At 65.4% G+C, this 19,433-nt stretch carries 20 protein-coding genes; 3 read left to right on the top strand and 17 right to left on the bottom strand.

All coding sequences use genetic code 11. The features are described from left to right. Positions 1-21: 21 nt before the first annotated feature. The 3 genes from LQR33_RS15170 to LQR33_RS15180 are packed head-to-tail and all read right to left on the bottom strand — an operon-like array spanning position 22 to position 3,765. The gene (locus tag LQR33_RS15170; protein WP_231469579.1) at positions 22-1,935 is read right to left on the bottom strand and encodes a transglutaminase TgpA family protein; all 1,914 of its coding nucleotides are present in this window, start codon (positions 1,933-1,935) and stop codon (positions 22-24) included. Then, complete coding sequence (locus LQR33_RS15175; protein ID WP_166439649.1) at positions 1,932-2,876, bottom strand: DUF58 domain-containing protein; 945 nt, start codon at positions 2,874-2,876, stop codon at positions 1,932-1,934. The genes LQR33_RS15170 and LQR33_RS15175 overlap by 4 nt, the downstream gene beginning before the upstream one ends. Beyond that, on the bottom strand, positions 2,860-3,765 hold the full coding sequence (locus LQR33_RS15180; protein ID WP_166439650.1) for an AAA family ATPase: 906 nt from the start codon (positions 3,763-3,765) through the stop codon (positions 2,860-2,862). The genes LQR33_RS15175 and LQR33_RS15180 overlap by 17 nt, the downstream gene beginning before the upstream one ends. 73 nt (positions 3,766-3,838) lie before the next feature. Here LQR33_RS15180 and LQR33_RS15185 point away from each other — a divergent pair, with 73 nt between their 5' ends. Together LQR33_RS15185 and lepB are read left to right on the top strand one after the other, a co-directional pair. Further along, a complete protein-coding gene (locus tag LQR33_RS15185) occupies positions 3,839-4,798 on the top strand; it encodes a histone deacetylase family protein (protein WP_166439651.1) in 960 nt (319 codons plus the stop codon). A 116-nt stretch (positions 4,799-4,914) separates the two neighbouring features. Next, complete coding sequence (lepB, locus tag LQR33_RS15190; protein ID WP_231469581.1) at positions 4,915-5,583, top strand: signal peptidase I; 669 nt, start codon at positions 4,915-4,917, stop codon at positions 5,581-5,583. Between the two features lie 64 nt (positions 5,584-5,647). Here the strand turns inward: lepB and plsY are convergent, their stop codons facing one another. Continuing rightward, positions 5,648-6,268, bottom strand: coding sequence for a glycerol-3-phosphate 1-O-acyltransferase PlsY (gene plsY / locus LQR33_RS15195; RefSeq protein ID WP_046155492.1), 621 nt, complete (start codon positions 6,266-6,268; stop codon positions 5,648-5,650). 84 nt (positions 6,269-6,352) lie between these two features. Here plsY and LQR33_RS15200 point away from each other — a divergent pair, with 84 nt between their 5' ends. Then, positions 6,353-6,712 (top strand): dihydroneopterin aldolase, encoded by a 360-nt coding sequence (locus LQR33_RS15200; RefSeq protein ID WP_021475188.1) that lies wholly within the window; start codon positions 6,353-6,355, stop codon positions 6,710-6,712. A 9-nt stretch (positions 6,713-6,721) separates the two neighbouring features. Here the strand turns inward: LQR33_RS15200 and LQR33_RS15205 are convergent, their stop codons facing one another. The 13 genes from LQR33_RS15205 to LQR33_RS15265 form a co-directional block, all read right to left on the bottom strand. Then, entirely contained in the window at positions 6,722-7,006 is a 285-nt protein-coding gene (locus LQR33_RS15205) for a hypothetical protein (RefSeq protein WP_166439654.1), read from the bottom strand. Between the two features lie 134 nt (positions 7,007-7,140). After that, complete coding sequence (locus LQR33_RS15210) at positions 7,141-7,530, bottom strand: group II truncated hemoglobin (RefSeq protein WP_200896557.1); 390 nt, start codon at positions 7,528-7,530, stop codon at positions 7,141-7,143. A 63-nt stretch (positions 7,531-7,593) separates the two neighbouring features. Beyond that, positions 7,594-8,850 (bottom strand): D-amino acid dehydrogenase, encoded by a 1,257-nt coding sequence (locus LQR33_RS15215; protein WP_231177289.1) that lies wholly within the window; start codon positions 8,848-8,850, stop codon positions 7,594-7,596. 104 nt (positions 8,851-8,954) lie between these two features. Beyond that, the gene (locus LQR33_RS15220) at positions 8,955-9,812 is read right to left on the bottom strand and encodes a CheR family methyltransferase (protein ID WP_166439656.1); all 858 of its coding nucleotides are present in this window, start codon (positions 9,810-9,812) and stop codon (positions 8,955-8,957) included. A gap of 67 nt (positions 9,813-9,879) precedes the next feature. After that, positions 9,880-10,212 carry an iron-sulfur cluster insertion protein ErpA gene (gene erpA, locus LQR33_RS15225; RefSeq protein WP_369826569.1) on the bottom strand — a complete coding sequence of 111 codons (333 nt, stop codon included), beginning with the start codon at positions 10,210-10,212 and terminating at the stop codon, positions 9,880-9,882. 121 nt (positions 10,213-10,333) lie between these two features. Further along, a complete protein-coding gene (gene argC / locus LQR33_RS15230; RefSeq protein WP_231469583.1) occupies positions 10,334-11,362 on the bottom strand; it encodes an N-acetyl-gamma-glutamyl-phosphate reductase in 1,029 nt (342 codons plus the stop codon). A 133-nt stretch (positions 11,363-11,495) separates the two neighbouring features. Further along, positions 11,496-11,888 carry a 30S ribosomal protein S9 gene (rpsI, locus tag LQR33_RS15235; protein WP_021475776.1) on the bottom strand — a complete coding sequence of 131 codons (393 nt, stop codon included), beginning with the start codon at positions 11,886-11,888 and terminating at the stop codon, positions 11,496-11,498. A 15-nt stretch (positions 11,889-11,903) separates the two neighbouring features. After that, on the bottom strand, positions 11,904-12,332 hold the full coding sequence (rplM, locus tag LQR33_RS15240; RefSeq protein ID WP_021475775.1) for a 50S ribosomal protein L13: 429 nt from the start codon (positions 12,330-12,332) through the stop codon (positions 11,904-11,906). Positions 12,333-12,710: 378 nt separating this feature from the next. Further along, entirely contained in the window at positions 12,711-13,421 is a 711-nt protein-coding gene (deoD, locus tag LQR33_RS15245; protein WP_166439658.1) for a purine-nucleoside phosphorylase, read from the bottom strand. Between the two features lie 93 nt (positions 13,422-13,514). Continuing rightward, entirely contained in the window at positions 13,515-14,732 is a 1,218-nt protein-coding gene (locus LQR33_RS15250) for a phosphopentomutase (protein WP_221668366.1), read from the bottom strand. 15 nt (positions 14,733-14,747) lie between these two features. Continuing rightward, positions 14,748-16,073: a thymidine phosphorylase gene (gene deoA / locus LQR33_RS15255; RefSeq protein ID WP_231469585.1), complete on the bottom strand. Its 1,326-nt coding sequence runs from the start codon at positions 16,071-16,073 to the stop codon at positions 14,748-14,750. A 110-nt stretch (positions 16,074-16,183) separates the two neighbouring features. Then, the gene (deoC, locus tag LQR33_RS15260) at positions 16,184-16,951 is read right to left on the bottom strand and encodes a deoxyribose-phosphate aldolase (RefSeq protein ID WP_231177294.1); all 768 of its coding nucleotides are present in this window, start codon (positions 16,949-16,951) and stop codon (positions 16,184-16,186) included. Between the two features lie 224 nt (positions 16,952-17,175). Further along, positions 17,176-19,380, bottom strand: a complete 2,205-nt coding sequence (locus tag LQR33_RS15265; RefSeq protein ID WP_231177296.1) for a RelA/SpoT family protein — start codon at positions 19,378-19,380, stop codon at positions 17,176-17,178. Between the last annotated feature and the right edge of the window lie 53 nt (positions 19,381-19,433).

The raw sequence follows: 19,433 nt of genomic DNA on the forward strand, positions 1-19,433 counted from the left end.
CCGGCCTCCCGCCGGGCTTTGTCATTTCCAGCGCCGCGCCCGCCTCAGCCACCGTTTTTCGCGCGCGCCGTCGGCAGCGGTTAGCCGATAACGCAGTTCGATGTATTCATCGACCAGCGCTTTCAGGCGGTTGAAATCGTCGCGCGGCAGCCCGCGCGCCGCCTTCAGCCGCTCCAGCGGCCCCTGCGCGCGCGGCGCCTCGACGCCCCTCTTCTCCAGCCGCCTGCGCAATGCCTCCCAACCTGCGGGCAGCGGCTCCTCCACCGGTCTCCCGCGCCACCACAGGGCCAGCGGCATCATCGCCAGCGCCATCCCGGCCGCCAGCGCGCGCAACACGCTGGCGGAATCCACCCGTTCGCCCAGTCCCAGCCATCGGAACAGCCCCTGCTGGCGTTCCGCGTCATAGCCGACCACCCACTGCTGCCAGACGAAGTTGGCCGCAAACCACTGCTGGCGGACCCGCCTCAGCCACTGGGACGGCAGTGCCGCCGCCATGCCGCTTTCCGTCCTCAGCGCGGGCAGCGTCTGCTCCGCGCCGAGCGCCAGCCGTCCCGGCGATACCGCTGCCGTCGGATCCACCCGCTGCCACGCGCCGTCCAGCCAGACCTCCACCCAGGCGTGCGCGTCCGATGAGCGCAGCTGCCAGAAACGGCCGACCGGGTTGTATTCCCCCCCCTGATAGCCGACCACCACCCGCGCAGGAAACCCCGCCGCACGGGCCAGAAAAGCGAACGAGGACGCGTAGTGCTCGCAGAAGCCCTGGCGGCTGGCGAACAGAAAATGATCCACCGCCTGATCGCCCAGCAGCGGTTGCTGCAGGGTGTAGCGGAAGCCGCCGCGCTTCAGGAAGTCCAGCGCCGCGCGCAGGAATCCGCGGCCATCCCCGCCCGCCGCTGCCAATTGGACGGCCAAGGCGCGGCTTTGTGAATTCCCCGGCGGCAGGCGCAGGTAGAAGGCCCGCCGGGCCGGACTCAGAACCACCCGGCGGCGCTCTCCCTGCCGGCTTTCCTGCGCATAGCCGAGCAGCTCGTCGCTGCGCGGCTCCTGGCGCAACAGTCCGCCACCTTCCAGGCGGCTGCCCGGTCCGGCTCCGAATGCCTGCTCCAGCGCCGGCAAGCGCCCGCGGTCAGCCCGCAGCGTCAGGCGATAGCGCAGAACGCGCCCCGCCGCCGGCTCATCCCGCTCATCCCGCTCGCCTCCCAATCCTTGCCAACGGCGGCCGTCGAAATCGTCCAACAGCGCCACCCGCCAGTACAATTGATCCTGCCTTGGCGCGGCGCCGTCGAACACCGCGGAAAACGCCGGCTCCCGGTTCAGGATCAGCCGGCTGATGCTGCCCGGCTCCATATCGTCGCCCAGGCCGCTGGAGGCGGTTTGCGGCGGCGTATTCAGGCTCCACAACGGCTGCGGCAGCCGCGGCATCGCCACGAACAGAGCCAGCATCAGCGGCAGCGACAGCGCCAAGGCCTGCCAGGCGTGGCGCCAGCTGCCGCGCGGCAACGCGCCGGCCAGCCTCGCGGCGGCCCAGGTCAGCAACAGCATGGCCAGCGCCAGCCAGGCCGCCATCAACGGCGACTGGTCGAACAGCAGCGGCGTCGCCGCCAGGAAAAAGCCCAAGGCCGTCAGCACGCGCCAATCGCGCAGCGTGCGGGTCTCGAAGGCTTTGAAAGCGATCAGCATGGTCAACAAGGCGACGCCGCCCTCCCGCCCCACCAGCGTGCCCAGGCTCATCCATAGCGCCGCGGCCGCCATCGGCAGCGCCGGCAGCAGCAGCCAGCGCGGCGGCAACGCCGGCCGCCAGCCGCACCACAGCAGGGCCAGCGCGCAGCCTGCCGGCAGCCAGAACGGCAGATGCCAGGCCAGCGGCGACACGATCCACAGCAAGGCCAACAGCACCGGCCAGCGGTTCGGCTCCGAAACGACCGCCGCCGTCACCGCGCGCTCCCGAACAGCGCCAGCGCGCCCAGCGCCAACTCCCGCTGGCGCGGCTGCGGACCGATCTCGCCATCAGGCAGGCACAGCCGGTAGCGCTGGCGGCGGCGCTCGCACTGTTCCACCCGCCAGGCTAGGCGGGACAACCGGCGCTCCGGATCGGACTCGCCGACGTAGTCGTCCCAGCCCAAGCGCTGCAGCCCGGCGCCGGCCTCGGCGGAAAAACGCTTGCTGGCCAGCAGATCGCGCCGCGCCATCACCTTCCAGGCGATCTGCCGCGGCGTATCGCCATAGCGATAGGCGTCAAGATGGGAAAAATCCTCATCCCCGATGCCCTCGCCTCCCCCCTTGCCGGCTTCCGCCTCCCGGCGTCCCCTGGCCGCGTCCGGCAGCGGGGCCGGATAGGCCAGCACCCGCGCGCGCAGTCTCAGCACCGCCCACGCCCGCACCAGGCCGAACGGAGCGTCGCTTTCCACCACGCAGGCCGGCAAAGGCAGCCAGCCGCGCCTGGACGCGAGCAGCTCCAGCGCCATCCGGGCATCGGCCATGCCCTCCAGCTCGCACGCCTGCGGCTCGCCTCCCTCGGCGGATACGCGCAAACGTCTGGCGGCGGGCGTCCGGTTCTCCAGCAACAGGGAAAAACGCGCGGCCTCGCCGACGAACACGGCCGGGCCGCCGTCGGCGCTCAGCCTCAGCCCGGCCAGCTGACGGTAGGCCATCAACACCGCCACCAGCAGCAGGCCGGCGATCCAGAACGCCAGCGCGTAAGCCAGGCTGACCTGGTAATTGAGCGCGCCCAGCCAAACCGCCAGCGCTACCGTCATCAACAGCAGGCCGAAACGGGTGGGCAACAGATAGATGCGGCGCTGCGACAACTCGCAGCGGTCTTCCTGCGGCAGGCGCGACCACCACCAGCGCCGCAGACGCTCACGGAATAGCGACATGGGCGAGCAGCTTGTCCAGTTCCGGCTCCACCGGCGCGCCGGACGCCGACTGCAGCCGGTGAGCGGCCACCGGCGTGAAAATCGCCTTCACATCCTCAGGCAGCAAATGGTCCCGCCCCGCCAGCAGCGCCCAACCGCGTGCGGCGGCGGCCAGCGCTTGCCCGGCGCGCGGGCTCAGCCCGGTGGCGAACAAGCCCGGCCTGCGCGTCGCCTCCAGCAGCGCCAGCAGGTAATCGGCCAGCGCCGGCGACACTGTGACCGCGGCCGCCTTCTGCTGCAGCGCCAGCAGCTCGCCAGGCACCATCGTCGCCTGGAAACGCTCCAGCAGCGCGCGGCGGTCCTCGCCCATCAACAGCGCACGCTCGGCCTCGCGCGGCGGATAGCCGAGCGAGATCCGCATCAGAAAACGGTCCAGTTGAGATTCCGGCAAGGGGAAGGTGCCCATCTGCTCGCCGGGGTTCTGGGTGGCGATCACGAAGAATGGCGCCGGCAACGGGTGGGTGTCCCCGTCTATCGAGGCCTGGCGCTCCTCCATCGCCTCCAGCAGCGCCGACTGCACCTTGGGCGACGCGCGGTTGATCTCGTCGGCCAACAGCAGCTGGGTGAACACCGGCCCCTTGTGCAACTCGAAGCGGCCGCTGTCGCGCTGGTAGATGCTGACGCCCAGGATGTCCGCCGGCAGCAGGTCGCTGGTGAACTGCACCCGCCGGTATTCCAGCCCCAGCACGGCGGCCAGCCCGTGCGCCAGCGTGGTCTTGCCCACGCCGGGCACATCCTCAATCAATAGATGTCCCCGCGCGATCAGGCAGGCGAAAGCCAGCCGGATCGCCTGCGGCTTACCCAATATCAGCGTGTTCAGTTGCCGGTAGGCCTGGGAGAGTGATTGCATTTGACCCCGCTTGCGCGCAGTATTTATCAAATTCACATATCGCAATCCCATTGTAAGCACGCGGGGAGCATTCGTGTTCACTTGGCTGAAAAACCGCCTGCAGCGGAACGGGTTGACCGCCTACGTCACCCATCCCGACTGTCTGCAACACAATATGGGGGTGGGCCACCCAGAGTGCCCGGAACGATTGACCGCCATCCGCGACCAGCTGATGGCCTCGCAGATTTTCGACTCGCTGCAAGAGGTGGAAGCGCCCGAAGTCGGCTACGAGCAGTTGGCTCGCGTGCATCCGCCGCGCTACGTCGAATACCTGGAAGCCTGCGCGCCCAGCGTGGGCACCTTCCGCATGGACCCCGACACCGCGATGTCGCCCGGCACGCTGCAGGCGGCCCGCCGCGCGGCCGGCGCAGTGGTGAAGGCGGTGGAACTGGTGGCCGAGGACAAGGCGCCCAACGCCTTCTGCGCGATCCGTCCGCCCGGACATCACGCCGAAAGCGACAAGGCGATGGGTTTCTGCTTCTTCAACAACATCGCCGTCGGCGTCGCCCACGCGCTGGCCCACTACAAGTTCGAGCGGGTGGCGGTGGTGGATTTCGACGTCCACCACGGCAACGGCACCGAAGAAATCCTGCGAGACGATCCACGGGTATTGATGGTGTCCATCTTCCAGCATCCGTTCTATCCGTACAGCGGCGACGAGCCTATGGGGCCGAACATGCACAATGTGCCGCTGAAGGCAGGCAGCGGCGGACGCGAATTCCGCGAAGCGGTGGAAAACGTCTGGCTGCCGCTGCTGCATGAGTTCCAGCCGCAGATGCTGTTCATCTCGGCCGGCTTCGACGCCCACCGCGAGGACGACATGGGTTCGCTTGGATTGATCGAGTCAGACTACGAGTGGGTGACCCGCCATATGGTGGGAATCGCCGACCAATACTGCGCCGGCCGCATCGTATCGGTGCTGGAGGGCGGCTACGACCTGTCGGCGCTGGGCCGCAGCGTCGCCGCCCATATCCGCGTGTTGTCCGACGGCTGAGCGTTCCTGTCGCCGCCAAGTCCCAACCGAGCTCCTGCGCGGAAGCCCGCAGTTTTTGGCCTGTGCCGCCCTCGGCCGGGACATTATTTCAAACATCGACATGATTGGAAAAAAGCATGAGCCGTTGGCTGCGCAATAACCGCGGATTCCTGGTTTTCCTTTTGGTGTTTGGCCTGTTCCGCACCGCCATCGCGGACTGGAACCCCATTCCGTCAGGCTCGATGCGCCCCACAGTCCTGGAAGGAGACGTGGTGCTGGTCAACCGGCTGGCTTACGACCTGAAGCTGCCGCTGACCCACGTCATCCTGCATCGCACCGGCGAGCCCCTGCGCAGCGACATCGTCACCTTCTCGTCGCCCAAAGACGGCACGCGGCTGATCAAGCGCCTGATCGGCCTGCCGGGCGACACGGTGGAAATGCGCGATGAGCGGCTGATCCTCAATGGCCAAGCCGCACGCTACCAGCCGCTGGAGCGGCTGACCGAGGCCGTGGCGGACAATGTGGCGCTGCCCGCGCTGCGCCTGCGGGAAAGCGGCGCGCTGCCGCCTCACCGCGTGCAGTGGCTATCCGGCGTCAACGCCCGCAGCGACTTCGGCCCCATCGTCATTCCGGCCGGTCAGTACCTGATGCTGGGCGATAACCGGGACGACAGCGCCGACTCACGTTACTTCGGCCTGGTGCCGCGCGAGTTGCTGATCGGCCGCGCCGTCGGCGTGATCGCCTCCGCCGACATCACCGCCAACTGGATGCCGCGCTGGAGCCGTTTCGCCAGCGGCTTTCATTGACAGAGGCGCCGGACAAACAAAAAGCCGTCCAGAAGGACGGCTTTTTTCATTCCCGACGCGCGGCTCAACCGGCGTCGCCCTTATTGCCTATCTTGTCTTCCTTGCCGGTCATCAGCTTGATCAGGTTGGACTTGTGCCGATGAACCACCACGATGGCGATGATGATGCAAGTGCCGAAATACACGCTCTGCGGCCCCAGGATGAAAAAAGCGTACACCGGCACCAATACGCAGGCGATGATGGCCGACAGCGAAGAAATCTTCACCACAAAGGCCATGAACAGCCAGGTGGCCAACGCGGCCAGCGCCAGCCATGGATTGATGCCGAACAGGATGCCCACCGCGGTGGCCACACCCTTGCCGCCCTTGAAGCCGAAGAACACCGGCCACATGTGGCCGAACAGCACGGCCAGAGCGCATAAAGCGATGCCTTGCTCGCCCAGGCCGTAGCGCGGCCCCAGCCAGGAGGCCAGCGCCACCGCCACCCAGCCCTTGACGCCGTCGCCCAGCAGCGTCAGCGCGGCGGCGAGCTTCTTGCCGGTGCGCAGCACATTGGTGGCGCCGGGGTTGCCGGAGCCGTAGCTGCGCGGATCGGCCATGCCCATCGCCTTGCTGACGATCACGGCGAAAGACAGCGATCCGATCAAATAGGCCGCCAGAACAAAAGCGAATGCGGTCGTGGTCATGGTGGAGCGGTATCCGTTGCATTAGAATAGAGAGCTTCGGATTTTACGGTATCGGGCGCCAAAGCCCAACCACCTGACTGACAGATGGACATCATATTCCTGCGCGAAGTGCGCGCCGACACCGTGATCGGCGTGTACGACTGGGAGCGCACAGCCGCCCAGACCATTGAAATCGACCTGGAAATCGGCATTCCCAGCGACACGCCCTGCCATAGCGACGACATCGGCGACACCATACACTACGGCGTGGTGGTGGAGCGGCTGCGCCAGTCTCTGGAGGAGCAGCACTTCCTGCTGCTTGAGGCGTTGGCCGAGCATATCGCGAAGATGGTGCGCGAGGAGTTCGGCGCGCCGTGGGTGAGAGTGGCGGTCACCAAGCTGGGGATATTGCCCGGCGTGAAACGCGTGGGCGTGCAGATCGAGCGCGGCCATCGGCCAAGCTGAGCCCGGCGTCTAATCGGTATTGAATTTCAGCCTCAGACCAACGTCTTTGTGATGCATGCGCACCGACAGGTGGGTGCGCTTTCCCATATCCAGCGCCGGCGTCAGCCTGAGGCTCTGGCTGCCGGGCTCGCGCTCCAGCCTCAAGGGCCCCAGTTGCAAGCCCTGCTCGGCCAGCTCCGGCCGCTTCACCTCCGGATCGCGCGGCGACGCGCACATCATGGCCTGCGGCAAACACCCGGCCAGAGCGGATTCGCCGCCCAATCCGATGACAAGCAGCAGCAGAAGGCGGCCCATGTCCAGACTCCAGGTGTGGATACTCTAATCATGGACAAAGCGATTACAACTTCAAGCGCCTCTTTCAAGCGCAGCCAAAGACTGCTGGATGCATCGTCTGAAACGCCAGCCATTTCAGCCAGCGCGTGCTCAACTCAACGGTTGCGCATGAAATCCGCGGTGTTGTAAAACGCCTCCAGCAGCTTGTCCTTCAACCAATCCTCCGCCACCAGCTCGCCCACCGCCTTGCGCATGCAGAACATCCACTGGTCGCGCGCGGCCTCGTCCACAGCGAACGGCATGTGGCGCATGCGCAACCGAGGGTGGCCGAAGGCTTCCATATACAGCGAAGGGCCGCCCAGCCAGCCGGACAGAAACATGAACAGTTTCTGGCTCGAGCCGGCGAGATCGGCCGGATGCATGTCGCGCAGCGGCTTCACCGAAGGCTCGCTATCCATGATGTCGTAGAACCGGTCGCACAGCCAGCGGACCACTCCCTCGCCGCCCAATAGCTGGTACGGCGTCATTTCCTGCACTTCGCTCATTCACGCTCCAAGCGCCGGCGCAAAACGCGCCGGCCAAAACCATTCATCAATCGCTTCGCGGCCTCAGTGCCCGCAAAACGCGAAATCCAGCTGCGGCGTCCTGCCGCTGATGATCTCCGCCAGCGCCTTCCCCGAACCCGCGCCCTCGGTCCAGCCCAAGGTGCCGTGGCCGGTGTTCAGGAACAGCCTGCCGATTCGGCTCCTGCCTATCAAGGGCACATTGCCCGGCGTCGCCGGCCGCAACCCGCTCCAGAAGCGAGCGGCCTCCCAGTCGCAGGCCAAGGGAAACAGCGTCCTGGCCCGCCGCAGCAAGGCCTCGCAGCGCAGCGGATCGAGGCTGGACGAATAACCGGACAGTTCAGCGGTGCCGGCGATGCGCAGCTCATCGCCCAAGCGGCTGAACACCAGTTTATGGGATTCGTCGGTCAGGCTGACCATGGGCGCGGCGATCAGGCTCTTCACCGGCGCCGTCGCCGAATAACCTTTGGCCGGATAAACCGGCAGCCGCAAGCCCAGCGGCGCGGCCAGCAGCGGCGAGTGGCTGCCCAGCGCCAGCACGTAGGCGTCCGCCGTCACCCGCTGGTAGCCGCCGTCCGGTCCCGTCACCGATACTGCCGACACGCCGCCGTCCGCCGTTTCCAGCGCGTTGATCCGGGTATTGTAACGAAACTCCACTCCCAGGCCCGCGGCGGCCTCGGCCAGTCCACGGGTGAACAGATGCACGTCGCCGGACTCGTCGTCCGGGCACCAGCTGGCGCCGGTCAAGCCAGGCAACGTCGGCTCCAGCGCCGGTTCCAGCGCCAGCGCCTGCATCGGGCTGAGCACCCGCTTGTCCACCCCCAGCGCCTGCAGCCGCTCGGCCGAACGCCGGGCATGGCGCAGCTGACAGGCATCATAATGCAGGCTGAGAATGCCGCGCGACAGGCGGCGGTAGGAAATGCCGGTTTCCTCGCGCAGCTGGCGCATCGCGTCGCGGCTGTACAGCCCCAGCGCCACCATCTGCCGCATATTGCGCTGATGGCGGCCTGGCAGGCACTCAGCCAGGAATCCGGCTATCCAGCGCCATTGCGACGGGTCCATCCTCGGCCGGAACAGCAGCGGCGCATCATCGCGCCACAGCCAGCGCAGCACCTGCCACGGCGCGCCCGGGCTCGCCCAGGGCTCGGACTGGCTGACCGACAGCTGGCCGCCATTGGCGAAACTGGTCTCCCTAGCCGCGCCGCAGGCGCGCTCCAGCACCACCACCTCATGTCCCATCCTGGCCAGGAACCAGGCAGTGGACACGCCCACCACCCCGGCCCCGAGAACCGCCACTCGCATACCGCCTCCCCGCGCAAAGACAACGGGCAAGACTCGCTTGCCCGTTAGAGACGAAATGGTAATGGCAATCGCGCGGCGCGGCGACTGTTTTGTCGGACAAATGCCTACTTTTTCGCGTGCTCGTACACGGTCTTGCCGCGCAGATGGAAGTAATCGGACGCGAAATAGAAGTTTTCCGAGTGGCCGACAAACAGCAATCCATCCGGCTTCAGCAATGGCGCGAAGCGCTTGAGCACGGCGAACTGGGTGTCGCGGTCGAAGTAGATCATCACGTTGCGGCAGAAGATCGCGTCGTACTGCTTGCGCACGCTCCAGTTGCTTTCGACCAGGTTCAAGCGCTGGAAAGTGATCATATTGCGCAGCGCCTGCTTGGCCTGGTAGCTGCCGTCGGGCTGCTTGTCGAAATACTTGACCGCATGGCCGGCCGGCAGGCGGGCGATCTTGTCAGCCGGATAAATGCCCTTGCGGCCGGTCTCCAGCACGCTGGTGTCCAGATCGGTGGCGAGCACCGAAATATTCGGCCGCGACGCGCCCGGGAAGGATTCCAGCGCCGTAATCGCCAGCGAGTAAGGCTCTTCGCCAGTGGACGCCGCCGCGCACCAGATCGCCAGCTCTCCGCTGGCCGCCGCCTTCTTCTTCAGATGCTCCGACAGAATGGGAAAGTGGTGCTCCTCGCGGAAGAAGAAAGTCAGATTGGTGGTCAACGCGTTGACGAACTGCTCGAATTCGCGTTTGCCGCCAATCGACTCCAGGAAATCGACATAGGCGGCGAAGCCGGGTAGCTTGAGCTCGCGGATGCGCCGCACCAGCCGGCCGTATACCATGTCCTTCTTGGACGGATTCAGGGAAATCCCCGCCTCCTTGTAGATCAGCTTGCGGATGCGCTCGAAGTCGGCATCCGTGAAAGAGAATTCACGATTGAATTCGATCTTGGGCAATACCACCGGCGGCAGCTTGTTCATGTTCTGGATTCCACAGCAAAAAGGCCCGGGGCAAGGGCCCGGGCCTGGTTCTTACCTGCGTTCAGTATCACACCGAGAACGAAGAACCACAACCGCAAGTGGTGGTGGCGTTCGGATTGCGGATCACGAACTGCGAGCCTTCCAGGCTTTCCTGGTAATCGATCTCGGCGCCGACCAGGTACTGGTAGCTCATCGGATCCACCAGGAAGGTCACACCCTGGCGCTCGATCGCGGTATCGTCCTCGTTGGCGATTTCATCGAACGTGAAACCGTACTGGAAGCCGGAACAGCCGCCGCCGGTGACGAACACGCGCAGCTTCAGGTCGGGATTGCCCTCTTCAGCGATCAGATCCTGCACCTTGGCGCAGGCGCTTTCGGTGAAGTTGATCGGGCACGGCATTTCGGTAGCAGCTTCTGTCATGTGTAACCTCGCAATTCAATCGGGCCGGTCGCGGCCATTCACCCACTATTTTAGTCGGATATCGGGGCGAATGGCGAGCGTTCAAGCCCCAGCCCCGCGATCACGGCAACAGCGGCACCACATCGAGACCATCCGTCTCCGGCAGGCCGAACATCAGGTTCATGTTCTGCACCGCCTGGCCCGCCGCGCCCTTGACCAGGTTGTCTATCACCGACAGCACCACCACCGTGTCGCCGCCCTGCGGCCTGTGCACCGCGATGCGGCACAGATTGGCGCCGCGCACCGAGCGCGTTTCGGGATGGCTGCCCGCCGGCAGCACATCGACGAAGGCCTCCCCGGCATAACGGGCCTCGAACAGCTGCTGCAGATCGACATCCTTGGACAGCCTAGCGTACAGCGTCGCGTGGATGCCCCGGATCATCGGCGTCAGGTGCGGAACGAAAGTCAGCCCCACCGGCTTGCCGCTGGCGCGCGCCAAACCCTGACGGATTTCCGGCAAGTGGCGATGGCCAGCCACGCCGTAAGCCTTGAACGAGTCGCCGGCCTCGGCCAGCAGCGCGCCGATCTCGCCCTTGCGGCCGGCGCCGGACACGCCGGACTTGCAGTCGGCGATCAGGCTGGAGGCGTCGATCGCGCCCGACTCGATCAACGGCAGGAAGCCCAGTTGCACGGCGGTCGGATAACAACCCGGATTGGCCACCAGCCGGGCGCCGCGAATGGCCTCGCGACTCACCTCGGGCAGGCCGTAAACCGCGTCGGCCACCAGCTGCGGCGCGGCGTGCGGCATGCCGTACCACTTCTCCCACTCGAACACGTCCTTGATGCGGAAGTCCGCCGCCAGGTCCACCACCCGCACGCCGGCGTCCAGCAGCGCGGCGGCCTCCTGCATCGCAATGCCGTTGGGCGTGGCGAAGAACACCACGTCGCAGTCCTGCAGCTTGGCTTCGTCGGGCGTGCTGAACGCCAGATCGATGCGGCCGCGCAAGCTGGGAAACATCTCGTCGACGCGGATGCCGGCATCCTTGCGCGAAGTCACCGCCGTCACGCGCGCCTGCGGATGCTTGGCCAGCAAACGCAACAACTCGACTCCGGTGTAACCGGTGCCCCCGACGATCCCAACCTTGATCATGTGGACTGCCCTTTATGTAAAAAAATGTCGCAAAAGCGACAGTTTAGGCAGTAGACGCTGTGGCGGCAAGTGCACAGCAAAAGAAAAAACCGCCGGGCCGAAGCCGGGCGGTTTTTCGAGCAGCAATCCGCGATTAACGCTTGGAGAACTGCTTGGCGCGGCGAGCTTTGCGCAGGCCGACCTTCTTACGTTCAACTTCGCGAGCGTCGCGAGTCACGTAGCCAGCTGCCGACAGAGCGGACTTCAGAGCAGCGTCGAAGTCGATCAGGGCGCGGGTGATGCCGTGGCGGATCGCGCCGGCTTGGCCGGTTTCGCCGCCGCCGACAACGTTCACCTTGATGTCGAAGGATTCGACGTTTTCGGTCAGAACCAGCGGCTGGCGGATAACCATGCGACCGGTTTCACGGGCGAAATACTCGTCAACAGGCTTGCCGTTAACGATGATCTGGCCGGAACCCTTCTGCATGAACACGCGAGCGACGGAGCTCTTGCGACGGCCAGTGCCGTAGTAGTATTTACCGTTCATTGTTAAGCCTTAAAATCAGATTTCCAGCACTTTGGGCTGTTGGGCGACGTGCGGGTGCTCAGCGCCGGCGTATACCTTGAGCTTCTTGATCATGGCGTAGCCCAGCGGACCCTTCGGCAGCATGCCTTTCACGGCCTTTTCCAGAACGCGCTCCGGGAACTGGTTTTGCAGTTCGGTGAAGGTGCGTTCGTAGATGCCGCCCGGGTAACCAGAGTGACGGTAGTACTTCTTGTCTTGTGCCTTGGTACCGGTCACGCGCAGCTTGTCGACGTTCACTACGACGATGAAATCGCCAGTGTCAACGTGCGGGGTGAATTCCGGCTTGTGTTTGCCACGCAGACGGCGGGCGATTTCGGCAGCCAGGCGACCCAGCACCTTATCGGCGGCGTCGACCACGTACCATTCGCGCTTTACCTCATGCGCCTTGGCAGAAAAGGTCTTCATGGAACTCTTCCATCGTAATTCTTGAAAGTTACGGATTCTAGTGCAGTGGCCGGGTAGCTGTCAAACCCTTGTGACACAACAGATTTCCAGCAGGCGGGAAACGGTGGAATCCGGGCGAAAAACGGCGGCAAAAAAAAAGCGCAACGCTCAAGCGTGTTGCGCCAAGTTCCACCTAAAGAAGGAGGATGGAGGAGACAACACCAGGAACGCCACAGTGCGCAACGCCCTGATGCAATACCGATTATCGGTATCCCATCTGGATTAGGCAAGCATTTTTTGTGCACTGCACGATAAACGATGTGCGCGCATGCCACACTCCGTTCCGCAATGCGAAAACGGACGCCATCCGGCGCCCGTTTAATCATGGATATCAGTGGCTTACAGCTTGATCGCTGCGTCCAGCGCCACTTCCATCATGTCGCGGAACGAGGTCTGGCGCTCTTCGGCGCTGGTGGCCTCGCCGGTCGGGATAATGTCGGACACGGTCAGGATACCGACAGCGCGCGCGCCGTACTGCGCGGCCACGCTGTAGATGCCTGCCAGCTCCATCTCGATCACGTTGACCTGCATCTTGGACAGCACGTCCAGCATGTTCGGCTGCACGCCGTAGAACAGATCGGCGGAGAACACGTTGCCGACGGTGATCGACTTGCCCTGCTCGGCGGCGGTGTCCACCACGGTGCGCAGCAGCGTGTAATCGGCGATGGCGGCGTAATCATGGTCGTTGAAGCGCATGCGGTTGACCTTGCTGTCGGTGGACGCGCCCATGGCGACGAACAGCTCGCGCAGCTTGATGTCAGGCGTCACCGCGCCGCAGGAGCCGATGCGGATGATGTTCTTGACGCCGTAGTCCTTGACCAGCTCGGTGGTGTAGATGCTGGCGGACGGAATGCCCATGCCGTGGGCCATCACCGACAGGCGCTTGCCCTTGTAGGTGCCAGTGTAGCCGAGCACGTTGCGCACGTTGGTGACCAGCTCCGCGCCTTCCAGGAAGGTCTCGGCGATCAGCTGGGCGCGCAGCGGGTCGCCAGGCATCAGTACGGTTTCGGCGAAGGCGCCGTCTTTGGCGTTGATATGCGGGGTTGCCATTCAAGGTCTCCTCTAAATGATTCTGCTCCCGTCGCGCTTGCGCGGATGGGGAAAAATGGCGCCGGGCCGCGCGCGGCGGCCCGGGTGGCGGCGTCAGTCCAGGAAGGACGTGCCGTAATCCATATCGGGCAGGCCCAGATGGCTGGCCACGCTCTGGCCGATGTCGGCAAAAGTGGCGCGCTCGCCTATCGGACCGGCCTTCACCTTCTTGCCATAGCACAGCACCGGGATGTGCTCACGGGTGTGGTCTGTGCCGGGCCAGGTGGGGTCGCAGCCGTGATCGGCGGACAGGATCAGGATGTCGTCGTCGCCCATCGCGGCCATCACCTCGGGCAGACGCGCGTCAAACTCCTCCAGCGCCGCGGCGTAGCCGGCGGTGTTGCGGCGATGGCCGTAGCTAGAGTCGAAATCGACGAAGTTGGCCATGATGATGGCCGGCTTGTCCTGATGCTGGTCCATCGCCGTCAGCGTGGCGTCCCACAATTGGTCGAAGCCGGTGGCCTTGTGCTTGTGGGTGATGCCGACGTGGGCGTAGATGTCGGCAATCTTGCCGATCGACACCACGTCGCCGCCGGCGTCGGCCAGTTTCTTCAGCACGGTGGCCGCCGGCGGCTCCACCGCCAGGTCCTTGCGGTTGCCGGTGCGGGCGAACTTGCCCTTGCCTTCGCCCACGAAAGGCCGGGCGATCACGCGGCCGATATTGTACGGCTCCAGCAGCTCGCGGGTGATCTTGCACAGCTCGTACAGCTTGTCGAGGCCATAGGTCTCTTCATGGCAGGCGATCTGGAACACCGAGTCGGCCGAAGTATAGAAGATCGGCTTGCCGGTCTTCATGTGCTCCTCGCCCAGACGGTCCAGAATCTCGGTGCCGGAAGCATGGCAGTTGCCCAGGAAGCCCGGCAGGCCGGCCTTCTCGACGATGGCGTCCAGCAGCTCCTGCGGGAAGCTGTTGTCGTGGTCGCTGAAATAGCCCCAGTCGAACAGCACCGGCACGCCGGCGATCTCCCAGTGGCCGGACGGGGTGTCCTTGCCGCTGGAGATTTCGCGGGCGTAGCCGTAGGCGGCTACCGGATCGGCCGGGTCCATGCCTTCCGGGAAATAGCCGGACGACAGCCGGCAGGCGTGGCCCAGGCCCATCTTGGACAGATTGGGCAGCTTAAGCGGGCCGCTGCGGCCGACGTTGGCGCGGCCGGCGGCCGCCTCCATCGCGATGTGGCCCAGCGTGTTGCTGCCGGCGTCGCCGAACGCCGGCGCATCGGCCGCCGCGCCGATGCCCAGCGAGTCCAGTATCAGAATGATTGCGCGTTTCATGATGCCTCCCCGGCCTTATTCGCCGCGGATGATCTGATAAACCAGCGGCAGCTCGGACGGCGCGGCTTCGTCAACGCGGATGGCGGCCTTGACGCGGCGCGCCGCGTCTTCGAAGCTCGCCTCGTCGGCGGCGTGGATCATCATCAGCGGTGTGTCTTTGCCGATATTCTGGCCCAGTTCGACGAACTGCGACAGTCCTACGCGGAAATCCAGCACGTCGGTGGCCAGACGGCGTCCGCCGCCCAACGCGCACACCGCCATGCCGATGCCGCGGGTGTCCATCGCGCCGACGTAGCCTGAGCGGTCGGCGTACACCGGGCGCACGATGGGCGCCGGCACCAGATGGCGGTCGTAGTTTTCCATGAAGTCGGCCGGACCGCCCAGCGCGGTCACCATGCGCCCGAAAATCTCTGCGGCGCGGCCGGAATCCAGACCTGCCTGCAGCTTGGCGCGGGCGTCGGCCTCGTCGCTGGCCAGCTTGCCGCCGATCAGCATCTGCGCGCATAGCGCCATCGTCACTTCGTGCAGGCGCGGATTGCGCTCGTCGCCCTTCAGGTAGCGCACCGCCTCGCGGGTTTCGATGCTGTTGCCGGCGGTGGAGGCCAGCGGCTGGCTCATTTCTGTGATCAGCGCGGTGGTGGCCACGCCGGCGCCGTTGCCCACCTTGACGATGCGCTCAGCCAACTCGATGGACTTCTGCATCGTCGGCATGAAGGCGCCGCTGCCGGCCTTCACGTCCATCACCAGCACGTCGAGCCCCGCCGCCAGCTTCTTGGACAAGATGGACGCGGTGATCAATGCGATCGACTCAACCGTGGCGGTGACGTCGCGGGTGGCGTAGAAGCGGCGGTCGGCCGGCGCCAGGTCGGACGTCTGGCCGATGATGGCCACGCCGACGTCCTTCACCACCTTGCGGAACAGCTCCGGCTCCGGAAACGGGTTATAGCCGGGCACCGCGGACAGCTTGTCCAGCGTGCCGCCGGTGTGGCCCAGGCCACGGCCGGAAATCATCGGCACGAAGCCGCCGCAAGCGGCGACCATCGGCCCGAGCATCAGCGACACCACGTCGCCGACGCCGCCGGTGGAATGCTTGTCCACGATGGGGCCCGGCAGGTTCAGATCTTTCCAGTGCATGCGGCGGCCGGAATCGCGCATCGCCAGCGCCAGGTGGACGTTCTCGTCCAGCTCCATGCCGTTGAAGTAGATGGCCATCGCCAAGGCGGCGATCTGGCTGTCGGCGACGCTGTTGTCGGTGATGCCGGCGACGAATTGCTGGATGTCCTGTTGCGACAAAGTCAGGTTGTCGCGTTTCTTGCGGATGATTTCCTGCGGCAAAAACATGGCATTCTCCTGCCTGAAACCCATTGCGCTGAAACACGGAACGGCAATGGGCGGTGCGGCCGGGAAATCGCCCGGCCAGAGTGCGGTAACCCCGCGAATTCTTGAATGGATCAGTAGCCGGAAGTCGGCTTGGCGACGCCGCCGGCGATCTCGATCTGCAGATTGGCCAACAGGCTAGACGCGCCGAAGCGGAAATGGCGGGCGCTTACCCAGCCCTCGCCCAGCAGGCGCGCGGCCAGAGCCAGATATTCGGCTGCCTCGGTGGCGCTCTTCACGCCGCCGGCGGCCTTGAAGCCGCATTCGCCGCCCAGCTCCTTGATCACGGCCAGCATGGTTTCGGCCGCCGCCAGCGTGGCGTTGACCGGCACCTTGCCGGTGGAGGTCTTGATGAAGTCCGCCCCGGCGCGGATGGAAATCTCGCTGGCGGCGCGGATCAGCGCCGCATCCCTCAGCTCGCCGCTCTCGATGATCACCTTCAGCAGCTTGCCGCCGCAGGCTTCCTTGCAGGCCTTGACCAGCTCGAAGCCGATGTCGCGGTTGCCGGCCATCAGCGCGCGGTACGGGAACACAACGTCCACTTCGTCGGCGCCGTAGGCGATGGCGGCGCGGGTTTCAGCCACCGCGATCGAGATGTCGTCATTGCCGTGAGGGAAGTTGGTGACGGTGGCCACCTGCACTTCCGGACAACCCGCTTCGCGCAGCGTCTTCTTGGCGATGGGCACGAAGCGCGGGTACACGCATACCGCCGCCACGGTGCCGTCCGGGCTCTTGGCCTTGCGGCACAGCGCGGCCACCTTCTCGTCGGTGTCGTCATCGTTGAGGGTGGTCAGGTCCATCAAGGACAGCGCGCGGCGCGCGGCTTCAATCAGTGCAGACATATCGATCTCTCTCGTATGCGTCCAAAAGGCGCAAACCGCATGACGGCGGTTTACCCAGGGCAATGCCCACGATTATGAAAATTTCTTCACATGAAAGCAAATTGCGAATCGATGCGACTTGCTTAAACGCAAACCGTCCGGCGCCGGCCACGCGCCCGCGCCAAAAGCGAAACCGGCCGCAACGCCCGTCCCGCGGGCATTCCAGCCGGCTTCTCCGTTACCGCTCAGACCCGGCGCGCCTCCTGCACGCCGGACAGTTCCATCAGGCGCGACAGCACGCGGCTGATGTCCTGCACCTGGCGCACTTCCACCGTCAGCCGCAAGCGGCTCTTCAGGTCGCGCGACAGGGTATTGACGCCGATCAGGTTCAGCTTCTCGCGCGACAGCACGTCGGAGATGTCGCGCAGCAGGCCCGGCCGGTCCTGCGACATCACCTCGATGTCGATCGGGAACACGCTGTTCTTCTGTTCGCCCCACTCGGCGGCGATCAGCCGTTCCGGCACTTCCTGCGACAGTTTTTTCAAGGTCAGGCAGCTGCTGCGGTGGATGGAGATGCCGCGGCCCTTGGTAACGAAGCCCATCACCTGGTCGGGCGGCGCCGGCTTGCAGCACTTGGCCAGCACCGTCATCAGATTGTCCACGCCCTCGATCAGCACGCCGCCGGCGTCATGGCCGCCCTTGCTGGCGCGGATCAGGCTTTCCGGCTGCACCTCCACCGCCGGCGGCGGCGCGAAGCTGGTGATCGCGTTGCTGACCGCGCGTATCGTCAGCTCGCCGTGCCCCAGCGCGCCGTAGACTTCGTCCAGCTTGTCGTAGCCCAGCTTTTCCGCCAGTTGCTGCAGATTGGGCTGGATATGCGGCCGCCGCGCCAGCTCGCGCTCGAACAGCGCCTTGCCGGTCTCGCGCACGGTGTCGGCGTTCTGCAGCCGGATGTACTGGCGGATCTTGGAGATGGCGCGGTGGCTCTTCACCCAGCCGTCGTGCAGCCAGTTGACCGACGGGCCACCTTCCTTGGCCACCAGCACTTCCACTCGCTGGCCGTTCTGCAGCGGCGTGGACAGCGGCACGATCTGCCCCTCCACCTTGGCGCCGCGGCAACGGTTGCCCAGCCCGGAGTGGATGGCGTAGGCGAAATCGATCGGCGTCGCGCCCTGCGGCAGCGCCAACACCTTGCCCTGCGGCGTCAGCACGTAGATGGTGTCGGCGAACAGCTCGGTCTTGAACGCCTCGGCCAGGCCTTCGCGGTCGGACATTTCCTCGCGCCAATCCAGCAGCTGGCGCAGCCAGGAAATCTTTTCCTCGTAAGCCGCGTCGCCCTTGCCGCCTTCCTTGTAGCGCCAGTGAGCGGCGACGCCGAACTCAGCGTGCTCGTGCATCTCGAAGGTGCGGATCTGCACCTCCAGCGCCTTGTCCTCCGGACCGACCACCGCGGTGTGCAGGCTGCGGTAATTGTTGGCCTTGGGATGGGAGATGTAGTCGTCGAACTCGCCGCGGATCGGCTGCCACATGCCGTGGATGATGCCGAGCGCGGTGTAGCAATCCGGCAGTTTGTCCACCAGGATGCGTACCGCGCGGATGTCGTAAAGCTCGGTGAAATCGAGCTTTTTCTTTTTCATCTTCTTCCAGATGGAATAGATGTGCTTGGGCCGGCCGGCCACCTCGGCCCGGACCCCGGCCTTCTTCAACTCCTCGCGCAGGACGTCCAGCACCCGCTCGATGTAGTCGATGCGCTCCAGCCGGCGCTCGTCCAGCAGCTTGGCGATCTTCTTGTAGGTGTCCGGCTCGGTGTGCCTGAGGCCCAGATCCTCCAGCTCCCACTTGATCTGCCAGACGCCCAGGCGATTGGCCAGCGGCGCGAACAGCTCCAGCGTCTCGCCGGCGATGCGGCGGCGCACCGCCTCGTCCGGCACGTTGGCCAGGTAGTGCATGGTCTGGGTGCGCCAGGCCAGCTTGATCAGCACCACGCGGATGTCCGCCACCATCGCCAGCAGCATCTTGCGCATGGTCTCGGCCTGGCGCGCGCAGTCTTCCGGCGTGGCCATCCTGTCGATGCGGGCGAACTCGGTGATGCGACGCACGCCGCCGACGCCGTCCACCAGCATCGCCACAGTCGGGTTGAAGGCCTCGGCCAGCCAGGCCTGCCATTCCGGCTGGTAGTCCGGCGCCGAGAACAACAGCGTGGCGACGATGGCGTCGGGCAGCAGATTCAGATCGGCGACGACCGCGGCGGCGGCCACCGCGTGGGTGAACAAGTCTTCCCCGGTGGAAGGGACGGTCTTGCCGGCGTACAGCTCCCGCGCGGCGTGGAAGGCGCGCGCCAGCAGCGCGCCTTCCTCATGGGGAAAGACGGCGGACATGCGCTCCAGCCAGCGCGCCGGGTCGGCGGCGTCGGCCAGGGTATCGGCAACGGTGCGGACTACGGAAACCATATCAGTTCTATCTGGACGGACTCGCCGTCTCAAAACCGCGGCCGGGCGCGCCC

The sequence above is a fragment of the Chromobacterium piscinae genome (assembly GCF_021129175.1).
Lineage (GTDB): Bacteria > Pseudomonadota > Gammaproteobacteria > Burkholderiales > Chromobacteriaceae > Chromobacterium > Chromobacterium piscinae.